Source organism: Pseudomonas fluorescens (assembly GCF_012974785.1).
Classification (GTDB): Bacteria; Pseudomonadota; Gammaproteobacteria; order Pseudomonadales; family Pseudomonadaceae; genus Aquipseudomonas; species Aquipseudomonas fluorescens_BT.
The window spans coordinates 3,785,150-3,811,198 of the sequence record NZ_CP027561.1 but is presented as its reverse complement, the minus strand read 5'-3'; the positions used below and the strand labels follow the sequence as shown (position 1 = coordinate 3,811,198).

Below are 26,049 nucleotides of genomic sequence, written 5' to 3'. Positions count from 1 at the left end.
GGAGCTGTTTCAACCTCACCTGAACTTTTCACGGATGATCATTGCAATGCACTGCCTAGAAAGAACCTTCGATATCCAGCCTTTGACGCAGGCGGATATGACTGTCCACATCAACGGCCAGCCGGTCACTGCCGCCATCGGCGAAACCGTGCTCAGCGTCATTCAGTCCCTCGGCGTGCGCCAGGTCGCGCGCAACGATCACAACCAGGTCAGCGGTGCCTATTGCGGCATGGGCGTGTGCCAGTGCTGCCTGGTGAAAATCAACGGCCGGCACAAGCGTCGCGCCTGTCAGACCGTGGTGCGTGACGGCATGCACGTCGAAACCCAGGCCAACCGCATTCACGGACAGGAGGCGCCATGAGTCAGCATCCGGTCATCGTCGGCGGTGGGCCGGCGGCCATGGCGGCGGCCATTGAGCTGGCGCGCCATGGCGTGCGCAGCACCTTGCTGGAGGAGGCGTCGCGCCTTGGCGGCGTGGTTTATCGCGGGCCGCTGCGTGACGGTGTGCAGCTGGACTATCTGGGGCCGCGTTATTCGGAAGCATTGAGCAAACTGCACGGCGACTTTCAGGAACAGGCCGGGCTGATCGATGTGCGCCTGCATCACCGGGTGGTCGGCGCCGAAGGCACGCGTTCACTGGTGGTGCTTGATGGCGATGAGCGCCTCCACGAAATCAGCTACCCGCAGCTGGTGCTGGCCGCCGGTTGCCATGAACGCAGCGTGCCGTTTCCTGGCTGGACATTGCCCGGCGTAATCATGCTCGGCGGCCTGCAATTACAGATCAAAAGTGGCGTGGTCAAACCCCAGGGTCCGGTGGTAATCGCCGGAACCGGGCCGTTGTTGCCGCTGGTGGCGACCCAGTTGCACGCGTCGGGCGTGAGCGTGGTCGGTGTCTACGAGGCCTGCGCGTTCGGCAAGATTGCCAAGGAAAGTCTGGCGCTGTTGAACAAGCCGCAACTGTTTCTCGACGGCTTGAGCATGCTGGCCTACCTGAAACTGCACGGCATCCCGATGAACTACGGCTGGGGCGTGGTCGAGGCACACGGCGAAGGCGAACTGAAAAGCGTCAGCGTGGCGCCGTACTCGGCGACGTGGGAGCCGGACATGAGCCGCGTCGAACGCTTCGAAGCGAAGACCCTGGCGGTCGGCTACGGCTTTATTCCGCGCACGCAACTGAGTCAGCAGATGGGCCTGGATCACGGCTTCAGCGATGACGGTTACCTGCGCGCCAACGCCAACATCTGGCAGCAGAGCAGCGAACCCCACGTGCATCTGGCCGGTGACATGGGCGGGATTCGCGGCGGTGAAGCAGCGATGCTGGCCGGCAAGATTGCCGCCACCTCGATCCTGCTGCAACGCGGTGTGCTCGAAGAGGAACTGGCGCGTGTCCGTCGCGACCGTTACCTGGGCAAACTCAAAGCCATCGTGCGTTTCCGCGCGGCGGTGGATCGCTACACCGAACGCGGCGTCGGGCAGATCGCATTGCCGGCGGCCGACACGGTGATCTGCCGCTGTGAACACACCACTCGCGCCGACATCGACCGGGCGCTGGAGCAGGGCGTGCAAGACATCGCCAGCCTGAAAATGCGCACCCGCGTGAGCATGGGCGACTGTCAGGGGCGGATGTGCGTCGGCTATTGCAGCGACCGTTTGCGTCAAGCCACCGGACGCAAGGATGTCGGCTGGCTGCGGCCGCGTTTCCCGGTCGATCCGATTCCATTTTCCGCGTTCCAGTCCCTCGGCACGGAGGCCGTTTCCCATGAGTAAGTTCTATGACGTGGTCATCGCCGGCGGCGGTGTGATCGGCGCGTCCATCGCCTATCAGTTGTCCAAGCGCAAAAACCTCAAGGTCGCGATGATCGATGCCAAGCGCCCGGGCAACGCGACCCGTGCCTCGGCCGGCGGCTTGTGGGCGATTGGCGAGTCGGTGGGGCTGGGCTGCGGGGTGATTTTCTTTCGCATGATGTCGGCCAATCGCAAGCGCGAAACCCAGGGCGCGGCGGTGGCAGTGGATTCAAGCACGCCGCACATCCTGCCTCCGTCGTTCTTCGATTTTGCCTTGCAGTCCAACGCGCTGTACCCGGCACTGCACCGCGAGCTGCGCGACAACCACGGGATGGATTTCAAGTTCGAAAAGACCGGGCTCAAATTCGTCATTTATGACGACGAGGACCGGTTATACGCCGAGCACATCGTCGGCTGCATCCCGCATCTGGCCGATCAGGTGCGCTGGCTCGATCAGGCTGCATTGCGCGAGTCCGAGCCGAGCGTCAGCCATGAAGCACGCGGGGCACTGGAGTTTCTCTGCGACCATCAGGTCAGCCCATTCCGCCTCGCCGACGCCTACGCCGAAGGCGCCCGGCAGAATGGCGTGGACATGTACGTCAACACCAACATCACCGGCGTGCTGCATCACGGTACGCGGGTGACCGGCGTGCAGACGACCGAAGCCGGGGTGTTTCACTGCAAGACCCTGATCAACGCCGCCGGCGCCTGGGCAGCGGACTTGAGCGAGTGGGCCACGGGTATCCGGATTCCGGTGAAACCGGTGAAAGGCCAGATCCTGCTCACCGAACGCCTGCCGAAAATCCTCAACGGTTGCCTGACCACCAGCGATTGCTACATGGCGCAGAAGGACAACGGCGAGATCCTGATCGGCAGCACCACCGAGGACAAAGGCTTTGACGTCACCACCACCTGGCCGGAAATCGCCGGGCTGGTGCAGGGCGCGGTGCGTTGTCTGCCGGAACTGGCGGACATCAACCTCAAGCGCACCTGGGCCGGGCTGCGGCCGGGCTCGCCGGACGAGTTGCCGATTCTCGGGCCGATGGCCGGGGTGGAGGGTTATCTCAACGCCTGCGGGCATTTCCGCACTGGGGTACTGACGTCGGCGATCACCGGGGTGTTGCTGGACAAGCTGATCAACGATGAACCGTTGCCGCTGGACATCACGCCGTTTCTGGCGGACCGGTTTGCAGTGGCGCCGGCCAAAGAAGAGAGGGAGCTGGAGATAGCCTGAACTTGTGGGAGCCAGCCTGCTGGCGATGAGGCCGGTTCAGTCACCCTTGATGGTGGCCGAGCTGTCGCAATCGCCAGCAGGCTGGCTCCCACATTTGGAACTCTGCAAGCTTCAGGACTTGCCCGATTGTTCTTCCAGTTGATCCGACTCGAACAACCGGGCCAGTTCCGCCCGCGCTTCCTGGGCGGTCTGCAGCACTTTGGCCGCGTCGTCGTACACCGCGTGCTGAGCCTCGAGCACCTGTTCGTCATGGTGCTTGAAGCGCTTGATCCGCGCGTCGGCCTGGGCTTGGGTCAAGCCGAGGCCAACCAGCGTGCGACGGCTCATTTCCAGGCTGGAGTAGTAAGTCTCCCGGATCGGATCGGCGCCCACATCCACCAACCGATGAACATGCTGCCGGTTACGCGCCCGGGCGATGATCTTCATGTGCGGGTAGAGCTTGCGCACGATCTCGGCGGTCTTGATGTTGGTCTCCGGATCGTCCGTGGCAATCACGAAATACTCCGCTTCCCCGGCCTTGGCCGCACTGAGGATTTCCGGACGCATCGGGTCACCGTAGAACACCGGCACACCGCCGAAGCTGCGCGACAGTTCGATGGTTTCCACCGAGGTGTCCAGCGCCACGAACTTGATGTTCTGCGCTCGCAGGATCCGCGCCACGATCTGGCCCATCCGGCCCATGCCGGCGATCACCACCCGTGGGGTTTCGGTGTCGATCTGGCGGAACTTCTCCGGCACTTCCACCGGTTGCACCTTCGGGCTGACCAGCCGTGCGCAGATCAACAGCAACAGCGGCGTCACCGCCATCGACAGGGTGATGGTCAGCACCAGCAAGTCGTACAGACGCGGTTCGAACAGGCCCTGATCGCGGCCGATCTTGAACACCACGAAAGCAAATTCACCGCCCGCCGCCAGCACGATGCCGAGGCGAATCGCACTGACTTTGCTCAAGCCGCCGGCCAGACGTCCGACCACAAACAGCAGCGGCAACTTCAGGGCGATCAGCAGCAGCGTCAGCCCCAGCACCGTGATCGGTGCGCTGAGCAGCAGACTGAGGTTGGCGCCCATGCCGACGCTGATGAAAAACAGCCCCAGCAGCAGGCCCTTGAACGGTTCGATCTGCGCTTCCAGCTCATGGCGATATTCCGAATCCGCCAGCAGCAGGCCGGCGAGAAATGCCCCCAGCGCCATCGACACACCGACCATGTCCATCAGCCACGCGGTGCCGATCACCACCAGCAACGCGGTGGCGGTGGAGACTTCCGGCAGGCCGGTTTTCGCCACGATGCGAAACACCGGACGCAACAGATAACGTCCGCCGATCACCACCACGGCGATGCCGCCGAGCACCTGCAAACTGTGACGCACGTCGTCGGCGGTGCTGGTGTGGTGATCGACCCCCGCGAGCATCGGCACAAGGGCGATCAGCGGGATCGCGGCGATGTCCTGGAACAGCAGAATCGCAAAGGCCAGACGGCCGTGGGGGCTGGTCAGCTCTTTGCGTTCAGCCAGACTTTGCAAGCCGAACGCGGTAGACGACAGCGCCAGACCCAGGCCCAGCACAATCGCGCTGTTCAGCGGCTGGCCGAACATCGACAACGCCAGCACGCCAATCACCGAACCGGTCAGCAGCACCTGCGCCAGACCCACGCCGAACACCGATTTGCGCATCACCCACAAGCGTCGCGGGGACAGCTCAAGACCGATGATGAACAACAGCAGCACCACGCCCAGTTCCGAGATATGGCTGACACTTTGCGGATTGCCGATCAGGCCCAGCACCGACGGGCCGATGATCACCCCGGCAAACAGGTAACCGAGCACCGCGCCCAGTTGCAGGCGCTTGGCCAGGGGAACGGTGAGCACGGCGGCCAAGAGAAACACGACAGCGGCTTGCAACAGATTGCCTTCATGGGGCATGAGCGGAACTCCAGTAACGCGGTACGGCGGGGGGCGACAAGGATAAAGGCTGAAACGATTACAGATCTACCGCAGACCCTGATTGAGCACATGTGCTCCTGTAATAATTTGCATCAATTGGTTACATTCATAGCCTCAGCGAATCAATTCCTCCCGAGTTTCCCATGGCTATCAACTTCGACCTCAACGACCTGCAAGCCTTTCGCGCCGTGGTCGAGCAGGGCAGTTTCCGCAAGGCCGCCGACACCGTGCGTATCTCGCAACCGGCCCTGAGCCGGCGCATCGAAAAACTCGAGGACGCCCTCGGCGTGAAGCTGTTCGAACGCACCACACGCAAGGTCAGCCTGACCCAGGCCGGGCGCGGCTTCATGCCCAGCGTCGAGCGTTTGCTGGATGACCTGGACGTGGCGTTGCTCGGCATCAGCGAAGTCGCTTCGAACCGGCAGGGTCACGTCACCGTCGCTTGCGTGCCGTCGGCGGCGTATTACTTCATGCCGCGAGTGGTTGCCCGCTATCACCAGCAGTTCCCGCGAATCAAAGTCAAAGTCCTCGATTCCAGCGCTCACGATGTACTGACGGCGGTGGTCAACGGCGAGGCGGATTTCGGTTTGAGTTTCATGGGCACTCAGGAGGCGGGTGTGGATTTCGATCCGCTGGTACAGGAGAGCTACGTGGTTGCCTGTCGCCGCGACCATCCGCTGGCCGGGCGCAGCAGCGTGACCTGGGACGAGTTTTACCGGCAGGATTACATCTCGCTGGACAAGACCTCGGGCAACCGTTTTCTGCTGGATCAGGCCTTGGCCAAAGTGGTTCCGCAACGCCCGAGTATTTGCGAGACGCGGCATGTGACGACCATGATCGGTCTGGTGGAAGCAGGGTTGGGTGTGGCGGCGGTGCCGCTGATGGCGATGCCGGCGGCGGATCATCCGATCCTGACGCGGGTGCCGCTGATCGATCCGCAAGTGATGCGCAGCGTCGGCATCATCAAACGCCGGGGTCGTACGCTGACCCCGGCGGCACTGGAACTGGAGCGGCTGGTGGTGGAAATGAAAGTCCAGCCGCCGACGGTCAGCGCTTGACCGAATCCAGACCGGTGGCTTGTACGTCAGGCTGGGCGGCGGGTGCGGCCAGATAAGCGAGCAACGCCTTGGCTTCCTGCGGATGCTGCGCACCCACCGGAATCCCTGCCGCAAAGCGCGTCACCGACTGCACCGATTCCGGGATCTTGGCCACAAAACTCACCCCCGGCACCGGCAGCAATTCGCTGACCTGCTGGAAGCCCAGTTGATAGTCGCCAGTCGCGACCACAGAACCGACCGGGATTTTCGGGATCATCTTAGCCTTCGGTTTCAGCTGATCTTCGATACCCAGTTTCTTGAACAGTTGCTGCTCGATGTACACGCCGCTGGCGCTGTCGGAGTAGGCCACCGATTTTGCATCAAGCAGGGTTTTCTTCAGGGCATCGACGGTGCTGATGTCAGGTTTCGATGCACCTTCGCGCACCACCAGGCCGATTCGCGAGTCCGCCAGTTCTACACGGGAGGCCGGGTCGACCTTGCCTTGCTTGATCAAGTCGTCGAGGGCGTAGCCGACCATGATCACCACGTCGGCCGGTTCGCCACGCGCCAGGCGATTGGGGATCGCCTCCGGCGCCTTGCCCATCGACGGGCCGAGTTGGGTGTCCAGCGTGTTGCCGGTGGCGGCAGCGAATTTCGGCCCCAGGATCTTGTAGGCGGCGGTGAAGCCGCCGGAAGTCATGACCCGCAGTTCTTCGGCCTGGGCGGCAACGTTGAACGCCAGGCCGGCGAGCAGGGCTGTAACGGTAAACAGTTTCTTCATGGTGATGTTCTCAGGCAGTAACAGGTTGCAGGCGACCGCCGGCCCGGCGATACAGATAAAGCGTCGCGCACAATGCACACAGTGCGCCGATGCTCATCCAGTAACCCGGTGCGGCTTTGTCGCCGGTGTACTCAATCAGGAAGGTCGACATTGCTGGAGTGAAACCGCCGAACACGGCAGTGGCGAGGCTATAGGCCAGGGAGAAACCGGCCACCCGCACCTCCACCGGCATGATCTCGGTCAGCGCCGGAATCATTGCGCCGTTGTACAGACCGTAGATAAACGACAGCCACAACAGCGACAGCAGCATGTGGCTGAAGCTCGGCGCCTGCACCAGATACGACAGCGCCGGATACGTCGTGGCCAGGGCCAGCAACGACATGGCGATCAGCACCGGACGGCGGCCGACGCGATCAGACAATGCGCCGCCAATCGGCAGCCAGAAGAAGTTGGAAACGCCCACCAGCAGAGTCACCAGCAACGCATCCGATGTGCTCAGGTGCAGCACGGTTTTGCCGAAGGTCGGCGCGTACACGGTAATCAGATAGAACGCGGTGGTGGTCAGGGCAACCATCAACATCCCGCCCAGCACCACGCCCCAGTTCTGGCCGAGGGTGCGGAACACTTCCTTCATGCTCGGACGATGTTTGCGGGCGGCGAACTCTTCGGTTTCCGCCAGATTACGGCGCAGAAAGAAGATGAACGGCACGATCATGCAGCCGACGAAAAACGGAATCCGCCAGCCCCAATCGGCGACGGCTTGCGGCGCCATCCATTGGTTCAGGCCATAACCGAGCGCAGCAGCGACGACGATTGCCACCTGCTGACTGGCCGACTGCCAGGCCGTGAAAAAACCTTTGCGACCGGGTGTAGCGATCTCCGAGAGATACACCGAAACCCCGCCCAATTCCGCGCCGGCGGAGAAGCCTTGCAACAGCCTTCCGATCAACACCAGCGCCGGGGCAAACAGACCGATGGTTTCGTATCCCGGCACCAGCACAATCAATATCGTGCCGCTGGCCATGATCGACAGCGTCACGATCAAACCTTTGCGCCGACCGACGTCATCAATGTACGCGCCGAGCACGATAGCCCCCAGCGGACGCATCAAAAAGCCTGCGCCGAACACTGCAAAGGTCATCATCAGGGAAGCGAACTCACTGCTCGCCGGAAAGAACACCGCCGCGATCTGCGTGGCGTAGAAACCAAACAGAAAGAAGTCGAACTGTTCGAGGAAGTTACCCGAGGTCACCCGGAAAATGGCGCCGGCCCGCGAGCCGCCGTGTGGGATTGAGGCTGTCATCAAAAAATACTCCACCGCTTTTATGACGTGCGCGACGGGGAGGCGGCGCACGGTTCTTATTGGGGCGGATAGTGGCGCGCAGGGATCGATTTGTTAATTGCATTGTTGGCATGGATTGATGTGCAAGACGGATCAATACGCGCAGTGGGCAGCTATACTTTCGACTCCGCCATCATCAAAAAACAAGGAATGATTCCCGAACCCCGCAGTCGGAGTTCTGGTATCACACATCTGAAGGAGGTTCACCGATGAACAACAAGACCCTGATCGCCAGCCTGGCCCTCGTCGCCGGCATCGCCGGGATCAACCCACTCGTTCAAGCGGCGCAACCCTCGAACGACACTGTCGAACACTCACCGACCGGCAACCGCGAACTGAACGTCAACGACCGCGCCCCGGACATCTATCAGCGCAGCGAAAAAGCCATCAAAAACTGGAAACAGAAAGGGCTCAAACAGCCTGAGCCACAGGCGCAGTGGGTGCAGATCAACGATAAATACGTGATGGTGATGATCACCAACGGGACGATTGTGGCGATTCAGCCGGTGGAGCGCTGACCTCAAGCAACAATTGGCCATGGACGGTTGATTGCATTCGAGCGCCGTTCCGGTAAAACGCGAGGGGCGTTTCGAGTGGCTGGATGTCAGGAGCAATTCGTTGGAAAAGAAACCCCTCTACCGCAAAGAAAACACCACGGCCCACAACGTCTGGCGCAACAACCCGGGCGGGCATTATCGGCATCAGCGAAACACCAAGGCTGAAATCCACAGCGAGGCTACACGCGGCTCGATGCATGGCATCAAGCATCATGGCTACGATTACACGCCGTTGTTTCGGTTTTTGCTGTCGCGTGTCGGTGGTGATTGGGACGAGATTTTCAGTGAGGCTGTGTCGCGGCTGGATCGGCAGGAGCCGGTTTTCTGGATGGTCGCTGTGCTTGAAAGTGACCGGGAAGAAATAGTGCGACTCGGTGAGTCGAGTTTCTTCAATGGTCTGTATGTCGATGAACAGAAGCGCCTGCAAATCGTCAATCCCAACCTCAAGGCAGAGGATATGACGCCCAACTGTCAGTGCTGCACTCATACATTCAATGGCGTCGTGTTCGGTACACCCGGGCGCTGAGATTCAGTCAACCCGGCTATGGCTCAGCGCCTGTCCGCCACCCAAACGATACTGATTGTTCCCGCTGCGCTTGGCCTCATACATCGCCAGATCCGCAATGTGCAGTAGCCGGTCCATGGTCGGCGCATGGTCGGGGAAGACGGCGACGCCGAGACTGGTGCCGATGTGGCGTTGTTCGTTGCCGATGGTGATGGGTGGGGACAGTTCGATGAAGATTTTCTGGCAGATGCTGCGGGCTTCGTCCTGCAGATTCAGGCCGGGGGCGAGGCCTTGCAGGATGACCACGAATTCGTCACCGCCGATGCGCGCGACGGTGTCGCTGACCCGCAGGATGCGTTTCAGACGCGTGGCGGTGGTGATCAGCACGCGGTCGCCGGCGGCATGACCGTAACGGTCGTTGATGCTTTTGAAACCGTTGAGATCGACAAACACCAGCGCCACCCGGGTCTCGGTAGCGCGGGCATGTTCCAGCGCTTCCGACAGGCGTTCTTCCAGCACCAGTCGATTGGGCAAACCGGTCAGCGGATCGAAGTGGGCCAGGTGCTGGAGGTAACTGGCCGAGGCCTTCTCTTCGGTGATATCGCGCACTACGCCCATCATCTTGATCATCGCGTCATGATCGTTCTTCACCACGTTGCCGGTTTCCCTCAGCCAGCGAATCGTGCCGTCGGGCCAGACCACGCGGTATTCCTCGTCGTGGTTTTCACCGGTTTCCAGACAACGCAATTCCCCGGCACGGACCTTGGCGCGGTCGTCCGGGTGGACGCAGGAGCAGAACAGGGCGTAGGAAGGCGTCACTTCGCCGATCTTGAACCCGAACATGCCGAAGATCGCGTCGGACCAATAGAGTCGATCCGTGTCGACTTCCCAGTCCCAGGTGCCGATCCGCGCAAAATACTGACTGCGCTTGAAGCGTTCGGCATCGCCATCCTGGTGGATGTTCTGGCCTTCGGCGGCGCGGGTGAGCAGTTCACGGTATTCGTCGAGCTGCCGACGCAGGGCACGCTCCCGGCGGATCAGCACGGCGATCACGACCATCAACACAACGACAATGGCGAGGCTGATCCAGAGTTGAGTCATTCGAGCGGTGCTGACATGGCGTATCGATCAGGATTGGTAGCGGGTGGCCATCATCCGTCACGGCCAGCGTGGGGTCAAACGGTTGCCAAGGGCCGGCATTTCTGGGAAAACGGCGGCCAGCGGAACAATAGAGTGAATGTTATGAATGATGAACTGCAGATAATCGATCTTCAGCCCGGCGACGGAAAAGCCGCCGTCAAAGGCGCATTGATCACCACCCAATACACCGGTTGGCTGGAAGATGGCACTGAGTTCGACTCCTCCTGGAGCCGGGGCAAACCGTTCCAGTGCGTGATCGGCACGGGCCGGGTCATCAAGGGTTGGGACCAAGGGATCATGGGCATGCAGGTGGGTGGCAAGCGCAAACTGCTGGTGCCGGCGCATCTGGGTTATGGCGAGCGGACGATGGGCAAGATTCCGCCGAATTCGAATCTGGTGTTTGAGATTGAGTTGCTGGAGGTTTTGACGCGGGAGGATTGAATCTCGCGGGACGAGTGCGTTGTGATGAGGGAAACCCCTGATCACAACGTTCGGCATGCAAGGACTCGATGAGTCAGGTGAATGCCTCAATATCGTCAAGCGTGTCTGCGATCACGCCTTCCAGCGAGGGGAATCTTGTCTTTACTTCTTCCAGTGCTGAGAGGGCGGCATCTTTGTCCAGCTCGCCGTGCCTGCGAGCGATGTGGCCGAGAGCGGTAATGGCGGAGGTGACAATTGACTCATTGTTGCTGGCGAAATACTTCAGGCAGGTTTGCTGAGCCCAGACTTTGTCTGATTCGTTCAAACCAATAGAAATCAATCCAGCGACAACATTCCTTTTCACGCCGCTTTCAAGAAGCCTCACTGCTTCATCGTGGCTCACTGTTGGTTCTTGATAGGAAAGACTCAACTATTCCCGAACTCCGATAAAAAGATCTAGTTCAGTTGGTAGGTGTTCATTAAGAATTGAAGCAATTTTCCGGGCCTGACCTTCATTCAAGAACCATTCTCCGGCCTCGCTTTCTTCCAAGCTTTCCCAACCCAGCAAAGCCAGAACCGCAGCTTCAGCCTCAGGCCTTACTGTCAGTTCAAACTTCAAAGAATCGTCCTCTTCATCACCTTTCAAAAAGCCACTTATCCATAAAAACATTAAAAGCCTCCTGTATTACTTCGGGGTAGATCTCTCGGGATCTGCGGGATCTATTTGTTCACCGGTTTCGTGGTTGAATTCACCAAGGTGTTTGCCTTGTTTGTTGTAAAGCTCAATAGCGCCAGTCTTGCTATCCCATTCATATATTCGCCCCTTCCGGTCCTTCCAGCGGCTTCGCTTGCCTCCTCCACCCTGAACGCTGCTCTTTGATTTGACTGGCTGGGCATCCGGGAATGCGGGCAGTGTCCGTGGGGGCCTGTGGTATTTGATATCACCGCCCAGTGCTGGCCTGGAAAGCACAACATACAGAGGCTGCACCCCGGAGTCAGCCGGAAACACAAGGATGAAATCCTCGTACTCTGACGGATAGATCGGGTTGACGATGATTTTGTCTGCTTGCTCAGTCGGCGGATAAATCCAGATAGTCGGTGTTTGTGGGGCACCTTCCAGCGGTGGGATACCCGAGGTGCTGGATGAATCGACGGCAGGCGTCCAGGTCAACGTGGCACCATTGCCAAAGTCAGCCACTTGGCGAGAGCCTTGGGCGGTGAACTGCACAACCGGAATCATTTCCCAGTCAGGACGCTTTTGAGTGTTGTACCCGTACCCTTTGAGACTGCCATCGGGCTGTTGCTCTACCTGTAGTCGAATACGTGTTCGGCCTTCCTTCAGCGATCTGAGCTGTTCTTCGGTATAGAGTGAACTGTCACCAAGATTGGATGGCCACAAAAGTGCAACCATGCCCGCCAAAGCACCTGCGGCAACACCGCCCGTGATTGCGCCCACACTGGATATGGCGCTTGTGCTGGTGCCAATAGAAGCCGAGCCTCCCAAGAGAAGCGTGCCTATAGCAGACGGTAACTTGGCACCACCTATTCTTTTAAGGGGGATATTTCCCGCCGCATCTAATTCGCGGCCACCGAGCAAGGTGAATGCTCCAAAGTCAGCCAGTCGTTCGACCGGGATAAACCCTGCGGGGCTTTCATGATTGATGACGCCGTCGGGGAGGTTGCAGCTCTTGGTAAATACACACCCTAGGGCGCTGTGTTGATTCGGTTGTTGAGACTGCCGAAGAAAGCGATCTTCGTAGGCTTGTTGCCTGGCCTGCATCTCGTCGTACTTTTTTTGTCTGGTGTCCTGCTCTGCCAGTTCGGTAGCAGTCATATAGCGGGTAGTGATGTGGTGCCCGTCGCCTGAGGGGGGATTTTGTATTCGGGGAATATCTGATTTTCGAGCCATGAGCGTCCTTGTTCCAACTTTTAAAGCGTTGGGAACGCTATCTGAATGAGCATTTGAAAGATGTAGGACGGTTCTGAAGCTCAAGCGGTTGTTACAAAATAACGCTCTCGGCAAGATCCGTGGAGCGATTTCTTATGAGTTGTAAACACAAAACCCGCTGCCTCCTTCAACGAAGGCAGCGGGTTTTTTCTTGCCTTGCGCCCCGGGTATTACGCAGCCATCGCCATCTCATCCAGCGTCGCGGCAACCGTGCTGGTCAGGCTCGGAAATCTGCGTTTGACGCTGTGAAGTGCCGGCATTACGCGGTCCCGGTCCAGTTTGCCGTGATCGCGGGCGAGCTGGACGAGGGCCTCGAGGGCGGCGGTGACGATGGATTTTCTCTCGCTTTCGAGCAGGAGCAGACAGGCCTTTACGGCCCATTGGCTGTCTTTCTCGTTGAGGCCGATGGAGATCAGGGCGGCGACGACGTGTGCATCGGATTTGCTTTCCATGGGGTGTTCCTCAGGTCGTGGCATCGAGAGTGTCCAGCGCCCGGTTCACGGCGAGTTCGCCACACATCACCACTTGGGCGATGCCCAGGACGGTACTGCGGTAGGGCGGGTCCAACAGCGCGGCGAAGTCGCTGAGCATCACGCTGGCCGAGGCCATCGATTCGCAGGCGTGGGCCAGCAAGGCATGTTGATCGATGTGGGGGGCGATGAGGAACATGCGGCCGGGGCAGTGCTGTTTCGGGGCGGTGGGTTTCAGGTAGTGGTCGAGAGCGCGCTCGGCGGCTTCGTGGAGTTTCTTTGAGTCGGTGGACGAGTAGGGCGAAGTCGGGTCGGACTCGTTGGGAGCGTCTTTTTCGGGTGGATCGGGTACGTATTTGAACATTCGGGAAAGCCTCAAAGTGATGCCGACACCACCTCGCGACTAAACGAATAGGTGGCAGCTGTACGCAGGTTAGTCGACCGGCGACTTCCCAAAACCGGCGCACCCGAGGGTGCCCTGCACACAGCCGCCATAGAGTGCAGATGAAGGTCACCTGACTTGTCTGGAGCACATGTAAAGTTTTGAGAAATCATCGAGCGACTAAACCCGTTCACTGACCATTCAGTGATGCGAATCAAGTTACCGACGCCCTCAAAACCGCACAAGCCGGCGGATTCTGGCGTAGTTGTAGGCAAAGGCGCAAGGCAATGTAGCCTCCCGGATGGAGGCAAAATGATGCGTCATTTTTCAGTCCGCCATCGCGAGCAAGCTCGCTCCCAAAGGGGGGGCTGTGTCGGCTTATCAAGTGTGCCGACTCGCGAATTTCTGCTTTGTGATACCAAATGTCAGATAAGCCAATTCAAACTTGATTTATATCGATTTCGATATAGCCTGCATGGCACATCCAGCACAAGGAAACAGGTTGAACCATGACGGATCATCAAAACTCTTCCCAGCGTTTCGCAAGCGTCTGGGATGCACTGGAAGACACGCCGCAGGAAGCGGCCAACATGCGCCTACGGGCCAAACTGATGCGCACGCTGTGCGAAACGATTCGAGCCTGGGAGCTTCCGCAGAAAGAGGCGGCCAAACGTCTCGGCATCACGCAGCCGCGCCTCAACGACGTACTCAACGGCAAAGTCGACAAGTTCTCTCTCGATGCGCTGGTCAACCTGTCGGCCGCAGCCCAACTGGACGTAGACCTCTGCTTCTCGTCGTCCCCGCCACTGCAATGGGCCTGACAGTCGAGGGTTCTCAACGCCTCTGACAAACCTTCCAGAAGCGGCGCCGTGTGACGCGCCGCCTCATTCTTCCACATCAAAATTTCAAGCCGCGACAGACGGTCGAAAGCAGGCCTTGCCCCTTTCGATCCGAACAGCGACTATGCTCGCCATATAGGGGTAGGGGGTATAGGTATGTCGCACACGCACGAACACAAAGGCGAGTTGCTCAATCGGGTCCGGCGTATTGCCGGGCAGGTTCAGGCGGTTGAACGGGCGCTGGAGTCCGAGGCCGATTGTGCCAAGACGTTGCACCTGATGGCGGCGATTCGCGGCGCGGTCAATGGTTTGATGGAGCAGTTCATCGAGGCCCACGCCCGCGAGCATGTCGCCCATCCCGACCTTAGCGACGAAGCCCGCGCCCAGGGCGTGGAAGAGTTGTTGCAAGCCATCCGCCGTTATTCCAAGTGAGTACCAAAATCATGACTCTCAAGGCTGATGATTTTTCCCATGACCACCAGTTTCTTGGCGCCTCCCACGATGAAAACGCCCGTCGCACCCTGTGGGTGGTGGTCCTGACCTTTGTGATGATGATCGGCGAGATTGCCGCCGGTTACCTCACCGGTTCCATGGCGCTGCTGGCCGACGGTTTCCACATGGCGACCCACGCCGGCGCCCTTGGCATCGCGGCGGCGGCCTATGGTTTTGCCCGTCGTAACGCCAACAACCGCCGTTACAGTTTTGGCACCGGCAAGGTCGGCGATCTGGCGGGTTTTGCCTCGGCCATGGTGCTGGGGCTGGTGTCGCTGGGCATTGCCGGGGAGTCGATTTTCCGCCTGTTCGAGCCCACCAGTGTGGCGTTCGGCGAAGCAACCTTGATCGCCGTGGTCGGTCTGGGCGTCAACCTGCTCAGCGCTTTTCTGCTGGCCGGCCATCACGGTCATCATGACCACGGCCATCGCCACGATCATGGTCATCACCATCATCACGACAACAACCTGCGTTCAGCCTACGTGCATGTACTGGCGGACGCGTTGACGTCGGTGCTGGCGATTGCCGCGCTGCTTGCCGGCCGTTATCTGGGCTGGGTCTGGATGGACCCGGTGATGGGCATCGTCGGTTCCATCGTCATCGCCAAATGGGCCTGGAACCTGATGCGTGACAGCGCCGCCGTACTGCTCGACACCACCGATGAACCGGTGGCCGAAGAGATCCGTGAACTGCTGGAAACCTCCGACGACGTGCGCATCAGCGACCTGCACGTCTGGCAGGTCGGCCCGCAGGCGCGGGCAGCGATTGTCAGTGTGGTGGCGGCTGCGGGCGTAACGGCCGAGGCGATTCGCGAGCGACTGGCGCCTGTGCATGAGTTGTCGCACCTGACGATCGAATTGCGAAACGCTTAACTCGTTGCCTCGCAAAACAATGGAATCCGCCCATTGAGGGAAGGGCGGTAGTGCCAGACGAACCGCTTCAGGTCGATGTCATGGGCGAGGATTTCACCTACGGTGGCGCTGGCAATCGTCAGCGCCAACCTTTGCCCCGGGCATTGGTGACGGCCGCTGCCGAACGTGAAGCTGCGGCGGTTGGGGCGATCCGGCAGAAACTGATCAGGGTTTTTATTCAGTGCCCGGTCGCGGTTGGCTGAGGCGAGCAACACCAGAATCACGTCGCCCGCTTCAAGTCGCACGCCGTCGACTTCGCAGGTGTTCGCGACAAACCGCCGGGTATTCTGCACCGATGGGTCGAAGCGCTGGACTTCGGCCAACAGCGAGTCTACCGATGCGTCGCGTAATTCCGGCTGTCGCTGCAACGCCACCAGCGCATTGCCGATCAGTCCGGCGGTGGCTTCAAAGGTTTGCGAGCAGAGACCGATGAGGTTGGCGATCAGTGCGTCTTCTTCGCCTGAAAAGCGCTGCTGAATGTCGGCGAGAAACGGGTTCGGATCTGCCAGTAATTCAATGAAGTCACCGTGCAATTGCTCCGCCGCTCGATGGGCTGCCGCCAGTTGCAAGTCATTGCTCAGCGGTGACAGGCACGCTGCAAAATCCGCGGTCAGCTCACTGATCGTTCGCGCTTGCGCCGGGGAGAATCCGAGCAGCGCCGCAACCACGCACACCGGCCCGCGAAACATTGCCTTATATAAGCCGTCGGCATCGTGGGTGATCAACCTTGCGGCGACCAGCGCCCTGACAGCTTCGTCCTTGATAAGCCCGAGTGGCGGCTCAATGGCCGAACGGGGGCAGCGCTGACTCTCGCCTTCATTCATGCGCATCAACTGGCCGAACACCTTGCCCGCCATGCCATCGGCAATCGCCTTGGGCACCGGCTCCTGCACCGGACGTACCCGGCAATCCGGATTCGCCAGGACGGCGCAAACCGCCCGGGCACTGCTGGCCACCCACAGTTTCACTTCGTGATGAAAGGTCAGACCTCCCGCCGCGCGCAGTTCGGCGTAGTAGGGATAGGGATCGGCGTGAGTCGCAGCGATGATCGGGTCCATGGATCGCAACCTTGTCGGTGGGGAAAGTGTTGCTACTATCTGCAGTCCTTGAGGGCGATGATTCGTCCGGGAGCGAAATATGCACGCAGAACATCCAGACATCGGCGTCTCGCAAGTGGCCGCCGCCATCGCGGAACCGGCGCGAACGAAAATGCTGTGCTCGCTGATGGACGGCCACGCCCGCACCGCCACGGAGCTGGCGACTCTTGCCGACGTCAGCGCCTCGACCGCCAGTGCGCACCTGGCCAAACTCAAGGAACTGGCGCTGGTGCGCCTGCACGTGCAGGGCCGCCATCGTTATTACAGTCTCGCCGACAAGCGCGTGGCCCAGGCACTGGAAGCGCTGATGGTGATTGGTCAGAGCCCTGCGCCGACCTTCAAACCGCATACACCGGACCGTCTGCAGTTTGCCCGCACCTGTTACGACCACATGGCCGGGACGCTGGCGGTGTTGCTGCATGACCGATTGCTGGAGGGTGGTTGGCTGATGGAAACCGATGAGCAGGCCTACCGCTTGAGCGCGAGCGGAGAGGTGCTGTTCGAAGGGCTGGGAGTCGAGGTCAGGGATTTGTCGACCCTGCGTCGACGCTTTGCCTGCCCATGCCTGGACTGGAGCATGCGTCGGCCACATCTGGGTGGATCACTTGGAGCGGCTTTGCTGCAGACAGCGTTGAAGCGCAAATGGGTGACGCAGGATCTGGACAGTCGGGCGCTGACGTTGACGGCGGTGGGGCGTAAGGAAATGGCGGCGCGGTTCGGGGTGCAATTGCCCGAAGCGATGCAGCCTGTCCCGATGCCCAAATCCTCGACCATCGCAGCTGACACTCGACTGTAAAACGTCTGACTGACAAAGGGTCGTTTTACGGCTTGTGGCCCGTGGACGGACTCTATACTGTATATGCGAACAGTATCGAGTCCGTACCATGCAAATCATCGACAAGCTCAGCATCCTCGCCGACGCCGCCAAGTACGACGCCTCCTGCGCCAGCAGCGGCGCGCCCAAGCGCAGCTCCGAGGGCAGGAGCGGGCTGGGCTCCACCGACGGCATGGGCATCTGCCACAGCTACACGCCGGACGGGCGTTGCGTGTCGCTGCTCAAGGTCCTGTTGACCAATTTCTGCCTCTACGACTGCCAATACTGCGTCAACCGCCGCTCCAGCGACGTGCCGCGGGCGCGTTTCACGCCAGAGGAAGTGGTGACGCTGACCCTGGACTTCTACCGGCGCAATTGCGTCAGCGGGTTGTTTCTCAGCTCGGGGATCATTCGTTCGGCGGACTACACCATGGAGCAACTGGTGCGTGTCGCGAAGCTGTTGCGCGAAGAACATGAGTTCCGTGGCTACATCCATCTCAAGACCATTCCTGACGCCGATCCCGCTCTGATCGAAGAGGCCGGGCGTTACGCCGATCGCCTGAGCGTCAACATCGAATTGCCCACCGATGCCAGCCTGCAAACCCTGGCGCCGGAGAAGCAGATCGGCTCGATCAAGCAGGCGATGAACACGATCTACACCGGCGTACAGACCGTGCTCAACGAACCCCGCGCCCCGAAGTTCGCCCCGGCCGGACAGAGCACGCAGATGATCGTCGGCGCCGATGACACCGACGACAGCACCATCCTCCACAGCGCCCAGGCCTTGTACGGCAACTTCCGTTTGCGCCGGGTCTATTACTCGGCATTCAGCCCGATTCCAGACAGCCCGAAAAGTGTACCGCTGGCGGCGCCGCCGCTGATGCGCGAGCACCGCTTGTATCAAGCGGATTTTCTGTTGCGCAGTTACGGCTACAGCGCCGGTGAGTTGCTTCAGGGGCCGGGCAATCTGGCGCTGGACATTGACCCGAAGCTGGCCTGGGCGCTGCAGAACCGCGAGGTGTTTCCGCTGGACCTCAATCGCGCCGAACCGGCGTTGATCTCACGCATTCCCGGCATCGGCCTACGGACCACCGAACGTCTGGTGGAGCTGCGTCGGCAGCGGCGCATTCGCTACGAAGACGTAGCCCGCATGCGCTGTGTGCTGGCCAAGGCCAAGCCATTCATCATCACCAGCGACTATCACCCGCAGCAAGCGGAGGTCACCAGTCAGATGCTCTATCAGCAGTTGCGCGACCGGCCGATGCCGCAGCAGATGGGGCTGTGGGGATGATCAATCTCGACTGCGACGACCTGTTCGACACTTGGCGCCGACAGGCCCGCTGGCTGCTCAGCCATGAAATCGATCCGAGTCTGGTGAGCTGGGCTTCGGAAGGGGTGAGTGATCTGTTTGCCAGTGACGTGTCGGTACCCGAAGGGCAGGGACCGTTTCAGGCGCGTATTCCACGCGCGTTGCTCGACACCCTCGAACAAGCATCACGCTACCGTGGGGATCAGCGTTGGAGTCTGCTTTATGAAGTGCTGTGGCGGGTCAGCCATGGCGATCGCACGGCAATGATGGCCGGCGACAAGCTGGGCAGCGAGTTGCAACGGCGGATCAAGCAGGTGCAACGCGAAGCCCATCATCTGCATGCGTTTGTGCGTTTCATCGAGCGCCCGCCAGAGCTGCCGGGCCCGCAATACGTGGCGTGGCACGAAGCGGCTCACGACATTCTGCGCAGTGCCAGCGAACACTTCATCGGGCGCATGGGGCGTCATCGCTGGCTGATCGCCACGCCGCGTGATGGGGTTTATTACGATGGCGAACAACTGATCCATCAACGCCAATGCCCAGTGGAATGGCAGCAACTGGCGCAGAACGTCGATGATCCCCACGGTGACTTATGGCTGACGTACTACAGCCACATCTTCAACCCGGCGCGGTTGAACGAGAAAGTCATGCAGGGGCATTTGCCAATGCGGTTCTGGAAGAACCTGCCGGAGGGGGAGCTGATTCCCGGATTGATTACCCAGGCACGAATGGGCAAGCAGCAGAACGGACAGGCGAGCGGAATTGCCGGTCGTGCGGGCAAACGGATTGCCATGAAGGCCAGCGAGCGAGGCGAATAAAAAAGCCCCCATCGATCACTCGATGGGGGCTTTTGTGCATATGGCTGTCAGATCAGACCTTGACGATCCAGCCTGCTGGCGCTTCGATGTCGCCGGTCTGCACGCCGGTCAGCTCTTTGTAGAGCTTCTGGGTCACTGGGCCAACTTCGGTTTCGCTGTGGAACACGTGCAGGTGGTCGTTGTAGCTGATGCCGCCGATCGGGGTGATCACCGCAGCAGTACCGCAGGCACCGGCTTCCTTGAAGTCCGACAGCTTGTCGATGAACACGTCGCCTTCGACCACTTCCAGGCCCAGACGGGACTTGGCCAGTTCGATCAGCGACAGACGGGTGATACCCGGCAGTACCGACGGCGAGTTCGGGGTCACGAACTTGTTGTCGTGGGTGATCCCGAAGAAGTTGGCCGAACCGACTTCTTCGATCTTCTTGTGGGTCAGCGGATCCAGGTAGATGGCGTCAGCGAAGTGCGCTTTCTTGGCCTGGGAGCCCGGCATCAGGCTGGCGGCGTAGTTGCCACCGACCTTGGCGGCACCGGTGCCTTGTGGCGCGGCGCGGTCGAAGGTGGAGATCTGGAAGTTGTGCGGGGTCAGGCCGCCCTTGAAGTAGGCGCCGACCGGGATCGCGAACACCGAGAAGATGAACTCAGGTGCGGTACGCACGCCGATGTTGTCACCCACGCCGATCACGAACGGACGCAGGTACAGCGCGCCGCCGGTGCCGTAAGGCGGGATGAAGCGCTCGTTGGCGCGAACCACTTGCTTGCACGCTTCGATGAACTGCTCGGTGGACACATGCGGCATCAGCAGGCGGGCGCAGCTGCGTTGCATGCGCGCGGCGTTCTGGTCCGGACGGAACAGGTTGATCGAGCCGTCCTTGCAACGATAGGCCTTCAGGCCTTCGAAGCATTGCTGGCCATAGTGAAGGGCAGTGGAGCCTTCGCTGATGTGCAGCACGTTGTCTTCGGTCAGGGTGCCTTTGTCCCACTCGCCATTGCGAAAGTACGACAGATAGCGTTTGTCGGTCTTGATGTAGTCAAAACCCAGCTTGTCCCAGTTGATGCTTTCGTTACCCATGACACCCTCTATCACTGAACAACCGCCGAAGCGGTTCAAGGCTTCTGACGTTTTTTTGGATGGGCACAACAATACTTCATTCTTGAGCGGTTTCGCAGCCCGGGCGATGGGGGGAGCCGCAGATTTATTAGCCTGCTTATGAAAAAACTCCCCCGCAGCGGTTTTTTACAGGTGCAACGCATGCCCAAGCGCACGCAACGCCGCCTCCTGCACCGCTTCACCCAGGGTCGGGTGCGCATGGATGGTGCCGCCGATGTCTTCCAGTCGCGCACCCATTTCCAGGCTTTGGGCGAACGCGGTCGACAATTCCGAGACCCCGACACCCACCGCCTGCCAGCCGACAATCACATGATTGTCCCGACGGGCGACCACTCGCACGAAACCGGTTTTCGATTCCAGGGTCATCGCCCGGCCATTGGCCGCGAACGGGAAGTTCGACACGATGCAGTCCAGTCCCGCCGCCTTGGCTTCATCCGGCGTCTTGCCGACCACGACCAGTTCCGGGTCGGTGAAGCACACGGCAGCGATGGCGGTCGGGTTGAATTCGCGGCGTTTGCCGCTGATCAGCTCGGCGACCATCTCGCCCTGGGCCATGGCGCGGTGGGCCAGCATCGGCTCGCCGCTCAGGTCGCCGATGGCGTAGACGTTGCGCATGCTGGTCTGGCAGCGGCTGTCGATCTTGATTGCCGAACCATTCATGTCCAGGTTCAGCGCTTCGAGGTTCCAGCCCTGGGTATTGGGTTTGCGACCGACGGCCACCAGCACCTGATCGGTTTCCAGGTTCAGGGTGTCGCCGTTCGGATCGCGCACCTGCAACGTACCGTCAAAGCCCAGCACGCTGTGCTTGAGGTACAGCTTCACGCCCAGTTGCTTCAGCGCGTCGTGCACCGGTTGGGTCAGTTCGGCGTCGTAGGCCGGCAGAATCCGATCCTGCGCCTCGACCACACTGACCTCGGCGCCGAGCTTGCGATAGGCAATGCCCAGCTCCAGGCCGATGTAACCACCGCCGACCACGATCAAACGTTTCGGTACCGACTTCGGTGCCAGCGCTTCGGTGGACGAGATGATTGGCCCGCCAATCGGCAGGATCGGCAGGTTGACGCTTTTCGAGCCGGTGGCCAGCACCAGATGCTCGCACTGGATGCGGGTATCGCCGACTTCCACGGTCTTGCCGTCGATGACTTTGGCCCAGCCGTTGATGACCTGAACCTTGTGCTTCTTCAGCAACGCGGCGACGCCGGTGGTCAGGCGATCGACGATGCCGTCCTTCCATTCGACGCTTTTGGTGATGTCGAGGGTCGGCGCCGAAACGCTGATGCCCAGTGCCGAATGCTGGTTGTGGTGTTGAGTCTGGTGAAACTGTTCGGCCACATGAATCAGCGCTTTCGACGGAATGCAGCCGATATTCAGGCAGGTGCCGCCCAGCGATTCGCCCTCGACCAGAATGGTCGAAATGCCCAGTTGCCCGGCCCGAATGGCCGTCACGTAACCGCCAGGACCGCCGCCGATGATCAGCAGCGTGGTGTTCAGAGTTTGCATGCCATCACTCCACAAACAGGGTCGCGGGTTGTTCGAGCAGGCCACGAATGGCCTGGATGAAGAGCGCCGCGTCCATGCCGTCGACCACGCGGTGATCGAAGGAGCTGGAGAGGTTCATCATCTTGCGGATCACCACCTGGCCTTTGACGACCATCGGCCGTTCGACGATTTTGTTGACGCCGACGATGGCCACTTCCGGCAGATTCAGCACCGGGGTGCTGACGATGCCGCCAAGGGCGCCGAGGCTGGTCAGGGTGATGGTCGAACCGGACAGCTCATCGCGGCTGGCCTTGCCATTGCGGGCTGCAGTGGCCAGACGGGCGATTTCCGCCGCGCTGTCCCACAGGCTGCGCGCTTCGGCATGACGCACCACCGGCACCATCAGGCCGACATCGCTTTGGGTGGCGACGCCGACATGCACCGCGCCGAGGCGGGTGATGACCTGGGCTTCGTCGTCGTAACGGGCGTTCATTTGCGGGAAGTCACGCAGGGCGACAACCAGCGCGCGCACCAGGAACGGCAGCAGGGTCAACTTGCCACGGCTGGCGCCGTGTTTTTCGTTCAGATGGGCGCGCAGTTCTTCAATCGCGGTGACATCGATTTCTTCGACATAACTGAAGTGTGCAGCGCGCTGAGTCGCGTCCTGCATGCGCTGAGCAATCTTGCGGCGCATGCCGATAACCTGAATCTGTTCTTCATCGTTACGCTGGGCGTACGCGGCGGCGACCGGCGCCGAAGCGTTCGACTGACCTTGGGCCAGATAAGCCTCGAGGTCTTCGTGCAATACACGACCGGCTGGACCGGAACCGCGCACCAGACGCAATTGAATGCCCAGATCCAGCGCATGTTTGCGCACGGCGGGCGAGGCCAGCGGGCGTTCATTGGCTTCACGGGCAACCATCGGGCCCTGGCAAACCGCAGCCGTACGTGGCGCGGCGGGTTTGCTTTCAACGACAGCTTCAACTTTCGGTGCGACAGGTGTTTCCTTCGCCGCAACGGGAGCTGGCTTGTCGGACTCCTTCAGATTGCCCGCACCTTCAACCTCGATGCTGATCAGCACACTGCCGACTGCCATCACTTCACCCGGCTGACCGCCCAGCGCGATCACCTTGCCGTGTACTGGCGACGGGATATCTACCATCGCCTTGTCGGTCATCACGTCGGCCAGCACCTGATCTTCAACCACCAGATCGCCGACCTTGACGTGCCATTGCGACAGTTCAACTTCTGCGATGCCTTCGCCGATGTCCGGCATCTTGATAACGTGCGTGCCCATTCAGACCTCCATGACCCGTTTCAGCGCCGCGCCCACTCGGGACGGCCCAGGGAAATACGCCCACTCCTGCGCGTGCGGGTAGGGGGTGTCCCAACCGGTGACGCGTTCGATCGGCGCTTCCAGGTGGTGGAAGCAATGCTCTTGCACCAGCGACACCAGCTCGGCGCCGAAACCGCAGGTGCGGGTGGCTTCATGTACCACGACGCAACGGCCGGTTTTCTTAACGGATTTGACGATGGTTTCCAGGTCCAGCGGCCACAGGCTGCGCAGGTCGATGACTTCGGCATCCACGCCGGATTCTTCGGCGGCGACTTGCGACACGTACACGGTGGTGCCGTAGGTCAGGACGGTCACGTCCTTGCCCGGACGGGTAATGGCAGCGACGTCCAGCGGCACGGTGTAGTAACCGTCCGGCACTTGCGCGGCCGGGTGTTTCGACCACGGGGTTACCGGGCGGTCGTGGTGGCCGTCGAACGGACCGTTATACAGGCGTTTCGGCTCGAGGAAGATCACCGGGTCATCGTTTTCGATGGAGGCGATCAGCAGGCCTTTGGCGTCATACGGGTTGGACGGCATGACGGTGCGCAGACCGCAGACCTGAGTGAACATCGCCTCGATGCTCTGGCTGTGGGTCTGGCCGCCGTAGATGCCGCCGCCGCAGGGCATGCGCAGGGTCATCGGCGCAGTGAACTCGCCGGCCGAGCGATAACGCAGGCGGGCGGCTTCGGAAATGATCTGGTCGGACGCCGGGTAGACGTAGTCGGCGAACTGGATTTCAGCGACAGGTCGCAAGCCATAAGCGCCCATGCCCACGGCGACACCGACGATGCCGCTCTCGGAGATCGGCGCGTCGAACACCCGCGAGGTGCCGTACTTGGCCTGCAGGCCTTCGGTGCAACGGAACACGCCGCCGAAGTAGCCGACGTCCTGGCCGAACACCACCACGTTGTCGTCACGCTCAAGCATCACATCCATGGCCGAGCGCAGGGCCTGGATCATGGTCATGGTGGTCGTGGTCATGGCGGTTTCCAACTGAATATTGTTGTTGTGATCGTTCATGTCAGATCCCCAACTGCTGACGCTGGCGCTTCAAGTGCTCCGGCATCTCTTTGTAGACGTCTTCGAACATGGTCGCGGCGCTTGGAATCTGGCCGCCGGCGAGGGTGCCGTACTGTTCGGCCTCTTTCTGTGCAGCGATCACTTCGGCTTCGAGCTCGGCGCTGACGGCGGCGTGCTCTTCTTCCGACCAGTGGCCGACCTTGATCAGGTGCTGTTTCAGGCGGGCAATCGGGTCGCCCAGCGGGAAGTGGCTCCAGTCGTCGGCAGGGCGGTATTTGGACGGATCGTCGGAGGTCGAGTGCGGGCCGGCGCGGTAGGTGACCCATTCGATCATGGTCGGGCCGAGGTTGCGGCGGGCGCGTTCGGCGGCCCAGGCGGAAGCGGCGTAGACCGCGTAGAAGTCGTTGCCGTCAACCCGTAGAGAGGCGATGCCGCAACCGACGCCGCGTCCGGCGAAGGTGGTGGCTTCACCACCGGCGATGGCCTGGAAGGTCGAGATTGCCCACTGGTTATTGACCACGTTGAGGATCACCGGCGCACGGTAAACGTGGGCGAAGGTGAGGGCGGTGTGGAAGTCCGATTCGGCGGTGGCGCCGTCGCCGATCCAGGCCGAGGCGATTTTGGTGTCGCCCTTGATCGCCGAAGCCATGCCCCAGCCCACGCCTTGAATGAATTGAGTGGCGAGGTTGCCGGAAATGGTGAAGAAACCGGCGTCCTTGACCGAGTACATGATCGGCAGCTGACGACCCTTGAGCGGGTCGCGCTCGTTGGACAGCAGTTGGCAGATCAGGTCGACCAATGGCACGTCGCGAGCCATCAGAATGCTTTGCTGGCGGTAGGTCGGGAAGCACATGTCGTCGATGTTCAAGGCCAGGGCCTGGGCGCTGCCGATGGCTTCTTCCCCGAGGCTCTGCATGTAGAACGACATTTTTTTCTGACGCTGGGCGACCACCATGCGGTTGTCGTAGATCCGGGTCTTGAGCATGGCGCGCATGCCTTTGCGCAGGATCTCGACCGGCACGTTTTCGGCCCATGGGCCGAGGGCGTTGCCCTGGTCGTCGAGCACGCGGATCAGGCCACGAGCCAGGTCGGCGGTGTCGGCCGGTTCAACGTCGATGGAAGGTTTGCGCACCGTGCCGGCATCGGTCAGATGCAGGTAGGAGAAGTCGGTTTTGCAGCCTGGGCGGCCCGAGGGTTCAGGGACGTGCAGACGCAGCGGTTCATACGCTTGGGTCATGGCTTCTACGCTCGATCTTGTGAATTTCTTGTAGTGAGCTGGCA

General features: G+C 60.7%; 28 protein-coding genes. 13 read left to right on the top strand and 15 right to left on the bottom strand.

Annotated features, from left to right (window positions below):
• Window positions 1–46 precede the first annotated feature (46 nt).
• The 3 genes from hcnA to hcnC are packed head-to-tail and all read left to right on the top strand — an operon-like array spanning window position 47 to window position 3,019.
• Entirely contained in the window at window positions 47–361 is a 315-nt protein-coding gene (hcnA, locus tag C6Y56_RS17065) for a cyanide-forming glycine dehydrogenase subunit HcnA (protein WP_169430877.1), read from the top strand.
• Window positions 358–1,767, top strand: coding sequence for a cyanide-forming glycine dehydrogenase subunit HcnB (gene hcnB / locus C6Y56_RS17060; RefSeq protein ID WP_169430876.1), 1,410 nt, complete (start codon window positions 358–360; stop codon window positions 1,765–1,767). The genes hcnA and hcnB overlap by 4 nt, the downstream gene beginning before the upstream one ends.
• Complete coding sequence (gene hcnC / locus C6Y56_RS17055) at window positions 1,760–3,019, top strand: cyanide-forming glycine dehydrogenase subunit HcnC (protein WP_169430875.1); 1,260 nt, start codon at window positions 1,760–1,762, stop codon at window positions 3,017–3,019. The genes hcnB and hcnC overlap by 8 nt, the downstream gene beginning before the upstream one ends.
• A 111-nt stretch (window positions 3,020–3,130) precedes the next feature.
• On the opposite strand, the gene C6Y56_RS17050 is transcribed toward hcnC, so the two are convergent.
• Entirely contained in the window at window positions 3,131–4,939 is a 1,809-nt protein-coding gene (locus C6Y56_RS17050; RefSeq protein WP_169430874.1) for a monovalent cation:proton antiporter-2 (CPA2) family protein, read from the bottom strand.
• A gap of 164 nt (window positions 4,940–5,103) precedes the next feature.
• On the opposite strand from C6Y56_RS17050, the gene C6Y56_RS17045 reads away from it, so the two are divergent.
• Window positions 5,104–6,018, top strand: a complete 915-nt coding sequence (locus C6Y56_RS17045) for a LysR family transcriptional regulator (protein WP_169430873.1) — start codon at window positions 5,104–5,106, stop codon at window positions 6,016–6,018.
• Here the strand turns inward: C6Y56_RS17045 and C6Y56_RS17040 are convergent.
• Together C6Y56_RS17040 and C6Y56_RS17035 are read right to left on the bottom strand one after the other, a co-directional pair.
• Window positions 6,008–6,778 (bottom strand): substrate-binding domain-containing protein, encoded by a 771-nt coding sequence (locus tag C6Y56_RS17040; protein WP_169430872.1) that lies wholly within the window; start codon window positions 6,776–6,778, stop codon window positions 6,008–6,010. The two genes, C6Y56_RS17045 and C6Y56_RS17040, sit on opposite strands and share 11 nt — an antisense overlap.
• A gap of 10 nt (window positions 6,779–6,788) precedes the next feature.
• Window positions 6,789–8,081 (bottom strand): MFS transporter, encoded by a 1,293-nt coding sequence (locus tag C6Y56_RS17035; protein WP_169430871.1) that lies wholly within the window; start codon window positions 8,079–8,081, stop codon window positions 6,789–6,791.
• A gap of 248 nt (window positions 8,082–8,329) precedes the next feature.
• Between C6Y56_RS17035 and C6Y56_RS17030 the strand changes: the two genes are divergently transcribed.
• A complete protein-coding gene (locus C6Y56_RS17030) occupies window positions 8,330–8,638 on the top strand; it encodes an RcnB family protein (protein WP_169430870.1) in 309 nt (102 codons plus the stop codon).
• Between the two features lie 100 nt (window positions 8,639–8,738).
• The gene (locus C6Y56_RS17025) at window positions 8,739–9,203 is read left to right on the top strand and encodes a hypothetical protein (RefSeq protein ID WP_169430869.1); all 465 of its coding nucleotides are present in this window, start codon (window positions 8,739–8,741) and stop codon (window positions 9,201–9,203) included.
• A gap of 3 nt (window positions 9,204–9,206) precedes the next feature.
• Here the strand turns inward: C6Y56_RS17025 and C6Y56_RS17020 are convergent, their stop codons facing one another.
• Window positions 9,207–10,283 (bottom strand): sensor domain-containing diguanylate cyclase, encoded by a 1,077-nt coding sequence (locus C6Y56_RS17020; protein ID WP_169430868.1) that lies wholly within the window; start codon window positions 10,281–10,283, stop codon window positions 9,207–9,209.
• A gap of 141 nt (window positions 10,284–10,424) precedes the next feature.
• Here C6Y56_RS17020 and C6Y56_RS17015 point away from each other — a divergent pair, with 141 nt between their 5' ends.
• The gene (locus tag C6Y56_RS17015) at window positions 10,425–10,763 is read left to right on the top strand and encodes an FKBP-type peptidyl-prolyl cis-trans isomerase (RefSeq protein ID WP_007952931.1); all 339 of its coding nucleotides are present in this window, start codon (window positions 10,425–10,427) and stop codon (window positions 10,761–10,763) included.
• A 73-nt stretch (window positions 10,764–10,836) separates the two neighbouring features.
• Here C6Y56_RS17015 and C6Y56_RS17010 read toward each other — a convergent pair whose 3' ends face one another.
• From C6Y56_RS17010 to C6Y56_RS16990, 5 genes are all read right to left on the bottom strand, one after another.
• A complete protein-coding gene (locus C6Y56_RS17010) occupies window positions 10,837–11,145 on the bottom strand; it encodes a hypothetical protein (protein WP_249314308.1) in 309 nt (102 codons plus the stop codon).
• Window positions 11,146–11,172: 27 nt separating this feature from the next.
• Complete coding sequence (locus tag C6Y56_RS17005) at window positions 11,173–11,412, bottom strand: pyocin S6 family toxin immunity protein (protein WP_169430866.1); 240 nt, start codon at window positions 11,410–11,412, stop codon at window positions 11,173–11,175.
• A gap of 15 nt (window positions 11,413–11,427) precedes the next feature.
• Window positions 11,428–12,651 (bottom strand): colicin E3/pyocin S6 family cytotoxin, encoded by a 1,224-nt coding sequence (locus C6Y56_RS17000; protein ID WP_169430865.1) that lies wholly within the window; start codon window positions 12,649–12,651, stop codon window positions 11,428–11,430.
• A gap of 209 nt (window positions 12,652–12,860) precedes the next feature.
• The gene (locus tag C6Y56_RS16995) at window positions 12,861–13,142 is read right to left on the bottom strand and encodes a hypothetical protein (protein WP_169430864.1); all 282 of its coding nucleotides are present in this window, start codon (window positions 13,140–13,142) and stop codon (window positions 12,861–12,863) included.
• A gap of 10 nt (window positions 13,143–13,152) precedes the next feature.
• Entirely contained in the window at window positions 13,153–13,524 is a 372-nt protein-coding gene (locus C6Y56_RS16990; RefSeq protein WP_169430863.1) for a DUF6124 family protein, read from the bottom strand.
• 527 nt (window positions 13,525–14,051) lie between these two features.
• Between C6Y56_RS16990 and C6Y56_RS16985 the strand changes: the two genes are divergently transcribed.
• The 3 genes from C6Y56_RS16985 to dmeF all read left to right on the top strand — a co-directional run bounded on the left by C6Y56_RS16985 (window position 14,052) and on the right by dmeF (window position 15,745).
• On the top strand, window positions 14,052–14,363 hold the full coding sequence (locus C6Y56_RS16985; protein ID WP_169430862.1) for a helix-turn-helix domain-containing protein: 312 nt from the start codon (window positions 14,052–14,054) through the stop codon (window positions 14,361–14,363).
• A 174-nt stretch (window positions 14,364–14,537) separates the two neighbouring features.
• On the top strand, window positions 14,538–14,813 hold the full coding sequence (locus C6Y56_RS16980) for a metal/formaldehyde-sensitive transcriptional repressor (protein WP_065258432.1): 276 nt from the start codon (window positions 14,538–14,540) through the stop codon (window positions 14,811–14,813).
• Between the two features lie 11 nt (window positions 14,814–14,824).
• Complete coding sequence (dmeF, locus tag C6Y56_RS16975) at window positions 14,825–15,745, top strand: CDF family Co(II)/Ni(II) efflux transporter DmeF (RefSeq protein WP_169430861.1); 921 nt, start codon at window positions 14,825–14,827, stop codon at window positions 15,743–15,745.
• Here dmeF and C6Y56_RS16970 read toward each other — a convergent pair.
• Window positions 15,742–16,842: a cytochrome P450 gene (locus C6Y56_RS16970; RefSeq protein ID WP_169430860.1), complete on the bottom strand. Its 1,101-nt coding sequence runs from the start codon at window positions 16,840–16,842 to the stop codon at window positions 15,742–15,744. The two genes, dmeF and C6Y56_RS16970, sit on opposite strands and share 4 nt — an antisense overlap.
• 79 nt (window positions 16,843–16,921) lie before the next feature.
• Here C6Y56_RS16970 and C6Y56_RS16965 point away from each other — a divergent pair, with 79 nt between their 5' ends.
• The 3 genes from C6Y56_RS16965 to C6Y56_RS16955 all read left to right on the top strand — a co-directional run bounded on the left by C6Y56_RS16965 (window position 16,922) and on the right by C6Y56_RS16955 (window position 19,822).
• Window positions 16,922–17,677, top strand: a complete 756-nt coding sequence (locus C6Y56_RS16965) for an ArsR/SmtB family transcription factor (protein WP_169430859.1) — start codon at window positions 16,922–16,924, stop codon at window positions 17,675–17,677.
• An 88-nt stretch (window positions 17,678–17,765) separates the two neighbouring features.
• Window positions 17,766–18,986, top strand: a complete 1,221-nt coding sequence (locus C6Y56_RS16960; protein ID WP_169430858.1) for a putative DNA modification/repair radical SAM protein — start codon at window positions 17,766–17,768, stop codon at window positions 18,984–18,986.
• Window positions 18,983–19,822, top strand: a complete 840-nt coding sequence (locus C6Y56_RS16955; protein WP_169430857.1) for a TIGR03915 family putative DNA repair protein — start codon at window positions 18,983–18,985, stop codon at window positions 19,820–19,822. The genes C6Y56_RS16960 and C6Y56_RS16955 overlap by 4 nt, the downstream gene beginning before the upstream one ends.
• Window positions 19,823–19,874: 52 nt before the next feature.
• Here C6Y56_RS16955 and C6Y56_RS16950 read toward each other — a convergent pair whose 3' ends face one another.
• The 5 genes from C6Y56_RS16950 to C6Y56_RS16930 all read right to left on the bottom strand — a co-directional run bounded on the left by C6Y56_RS16950 (window position 19,875) and on the right by C6Y56_RS16930 (window position 26,005).
• Window positions 19,875–20,894 carry a branched-chain amino acid aminotransferase gene (locus tag C6Y56_RS16950; protein ID WP_085698139.1) on the bottom strand — a complete coding sequence of 340 codons (1,020 nt, stop codon included), beginning with the start codon at window positions 20,892–20,894 and terminating at the stop codon, window positions 19,875–19,877.
• Between the two features lie 165 nt (window positions 20,895–21,059).
• The gene (gene lpdA, locus C6Y56_RS16945; RefSeq protein WP_169430856.1) at window positions 21,060–22,433 is read right to left on the bottom strand and encodes a dihydrolipoyl dehydrogenase; all 1,374 of its coding nucleotides are present in this window, start codon (window positions 22,431–22,433) and stop codon (window positions 21,060–21,062) included.
• A 4-nt stretch (window positions 22,434–22,437) separates the two neighbouring features.
• Window positions 22,438–23,709: a dihydrolipoamide acetyltransferase family protein gene (locus C6Y56_RS16940; protein WP_169430855.1), complete on the bottom strand. Its 1,272-nt coding sequence runs from the start codon at window positions 23,707–23,709 to the stop codon at window positions 22,438–22,440.
• A complete protein-coding gene (locus C6Y56_RS16935) occupies window positions 23,710–24,768 on the bottom strand; it encodes an alpha-ketoacid dehydrogenase subunit beta (RefSeq protein WP_085698142.1) in 1,059 nt (352 codons plus the stop codon). It lies immediately after the preceding gene.
• 1 nt (window position 24,769) lies between these two features.
• Complete coding sequence (locus C6Y56_RS16930) at window positions 24,770–26,005, bottom strand: 3-methyl-2-oxobutanoate dehydrogenase (2-methylpropanoyl-transferring) subunit alpha (protein ID WP_169430854.1); 1,236 nt, start codon at window positions 26,003–26,005, stop codon at window positions 24,770–24,772.
• Window positions 26,006–26,049: the final 44 nt, after the last annotated feature.

Bases quoted from the DNA above. Each gene is read 5' to 3' on its own strand.
- hcnA (WP_169430877.1), top strand. From the start codon at position 47: ATGCACTGCCTAGAAAGAACCTTCGATATCCAGCCTTTGACGCAGGCG.
- hcnB (WP_169430876.1), top strand. From the start codon at position 358: ATGAGTCAGCATCCGGTCATCGTCGGCGGTGGGCCGGCGGCCATGGCG.
- hcnC (WP_169430875.1), top strand. From the start codon at position 1,760: ATGAGTAAGTTCTATGACGTGGTCATCGCCGGCGGCGGTGTGATCGGC.
- C6Y56_RS17050 (WP_169430874.1), bottom strand. From the start codon at position 4,939: ATGCCCCATGAAGGCAATCTGTTGCAAGCCGCTGTCGTGTTTCTCTTG.
- C6Y56_RS17045 (WP_169430873.1), top strand. From the start codon at position 5,104: ATGGCTATCAACTTCGACCTCAACGACCTGCAAGCCTTTCGCGCCGTG.
- C6Y56_RS17040 (WP_169430872.1), bottom strand. From the start codon at position 6,778: ATGAAGAAACTGTTTACCGTTACAGCCCTGCTCGCCGGCCTGGCGTTC.
- C6Y56_RS17035 (WP_169430871.1), bottom strand. From the start codon at position 8,081: ATGACAGCCTCAATCCCACACGGCGGCTCGCGGGCCGGCGCCATTTTC.
- C6Y56_RS17030 (WP_169430870.1), top strand. From the start codon at position 8,330: ATGAACAACAAGACCCTGATCGCCAGCCTGGCCCTCGTCGCCGGCATC.
- C6Y56_RS17020 (WP_169430868.1), bottom strand. From the start codon at position 10,283: ATGACTCAACTCTGGATCAGCCTCGCCATTGTCGTTGTGTTGATGGTC.
- C6Y56_RS17015 (WP_007952931.1), top strand. From the start codon at position 10,425: ATGAATGATGAACTGCAGATAATCGATCTTCAGCCCGGCGACGGAAAA.
- C6Y56_RS17005 (WP_169430866.1), bottom strand. From the start codon at position 11,412: ATGTTTTTATGGATAAGTGGCTTTTTGAAAGGTGATGAAGAGGACGAT.
- C6Y56_RS17000 (WP_169430865.1), bottom strand. From the start codon at position 12,651: ATGGCTCGAAAATCAGATATTCCCCGAATACAAAATCCCCCCTCAGGC.
- C6Y56_RS16995 (WP_169430864.1), bottom strand. From the start codon at position 13,142: ATGGAAAGCAAATCCGATGCACACGTCGTCGCCGCCCTGATCTCCATC.
- C6Y56_RS16990 (WP_169430863.1), bottom strand. From the start codon at position 13,524: ATGTTCAAATACGTACCCGATCCACCCGAAAAAGACGCTCCCAACGAG.
- C6Y56_RS16985 (WP_169430862.1), top strand. From the start codon at position 14,052: ATGACGGATCATCAAAACTCTTCCCAGCGTTTCGCAAGCGTCTGGGAT.
- C6Y56_RS16980 (WP_065258432.1), top strand. From the start codon at position 14,538: ATGTCGCACACGCACGAACACAAAGGCGAGTTGCTCAATCGGGTCCGG.
- dmeF (WP_169430861.1), top strand. From the start codon at position 14,825: ATGACTCTCAAGGCTGATGATTTTTCCCATGACCACCAGTTTCTTGGC.
- C6Y56_RS16970 (WP_169430860.1), bottom strand. From the start codon at position 16,842: ATGGACCCGATCATCGCTGCGACTCACGCCGATCCCTATCCCTACTAC.
- C6Y56_RS16965 (WP_169430859.1), top strand. From the start codon at position 16,922: ATGCACGCAGAACATCCAGACATCGGCGTCTCGCAAGTGGCCGCCGCC.
- C6Y56_RS16960 (WP_169430858.1), top strand. From the start codon at position 17,766: ATGCAAATCATCGACAAGCTCAGCATCCTCGCCGACGCCGCCAAGTAC.
- C6Y56_RS16955 (WP_169430857.1), top strand. From the start codon at position 18,983: ATGATCAATCTCGACTGCGACGACCTGTTCGACACTTGGCGCCGACAG.
- C6Y56_RS16950 (WP_085698139.1), bottom strand. From the start codon at position 20,894: ATGGGTAACGAAAGCATCAACTGGGACAAGCTGGGTTTTGACTACATC.
- lpdA (WP_169430856.1), bottom strand. From the start codon at position 22,433: ATGCAAACTCTGAACACCACGCTGCTGATCATCGGCGGCGGTCCTGGC.
- C6Y56_RS16940 (WP_169430855.1), bottom strand. From the start codon at position 23,709: ATGGGCACGCACGTTATCAAGATGCCGGACATCGGCGAAGGCATCGCA.
- C6Y56_RS16935 (WP_085698142.1), bottom strand. From the start codon at position 24,768: ATGAACGATCACAACAACAATATTCAGTTGGAAACCGCCATGACCACG.
- C6Y56_RS16930 (WP_169430854.1), bottom strand. From the start codon at position 26,005: ATGACCCAAGCGTATGAACCGCTGCGTCTGCACGTCCCTGAACCCTCG.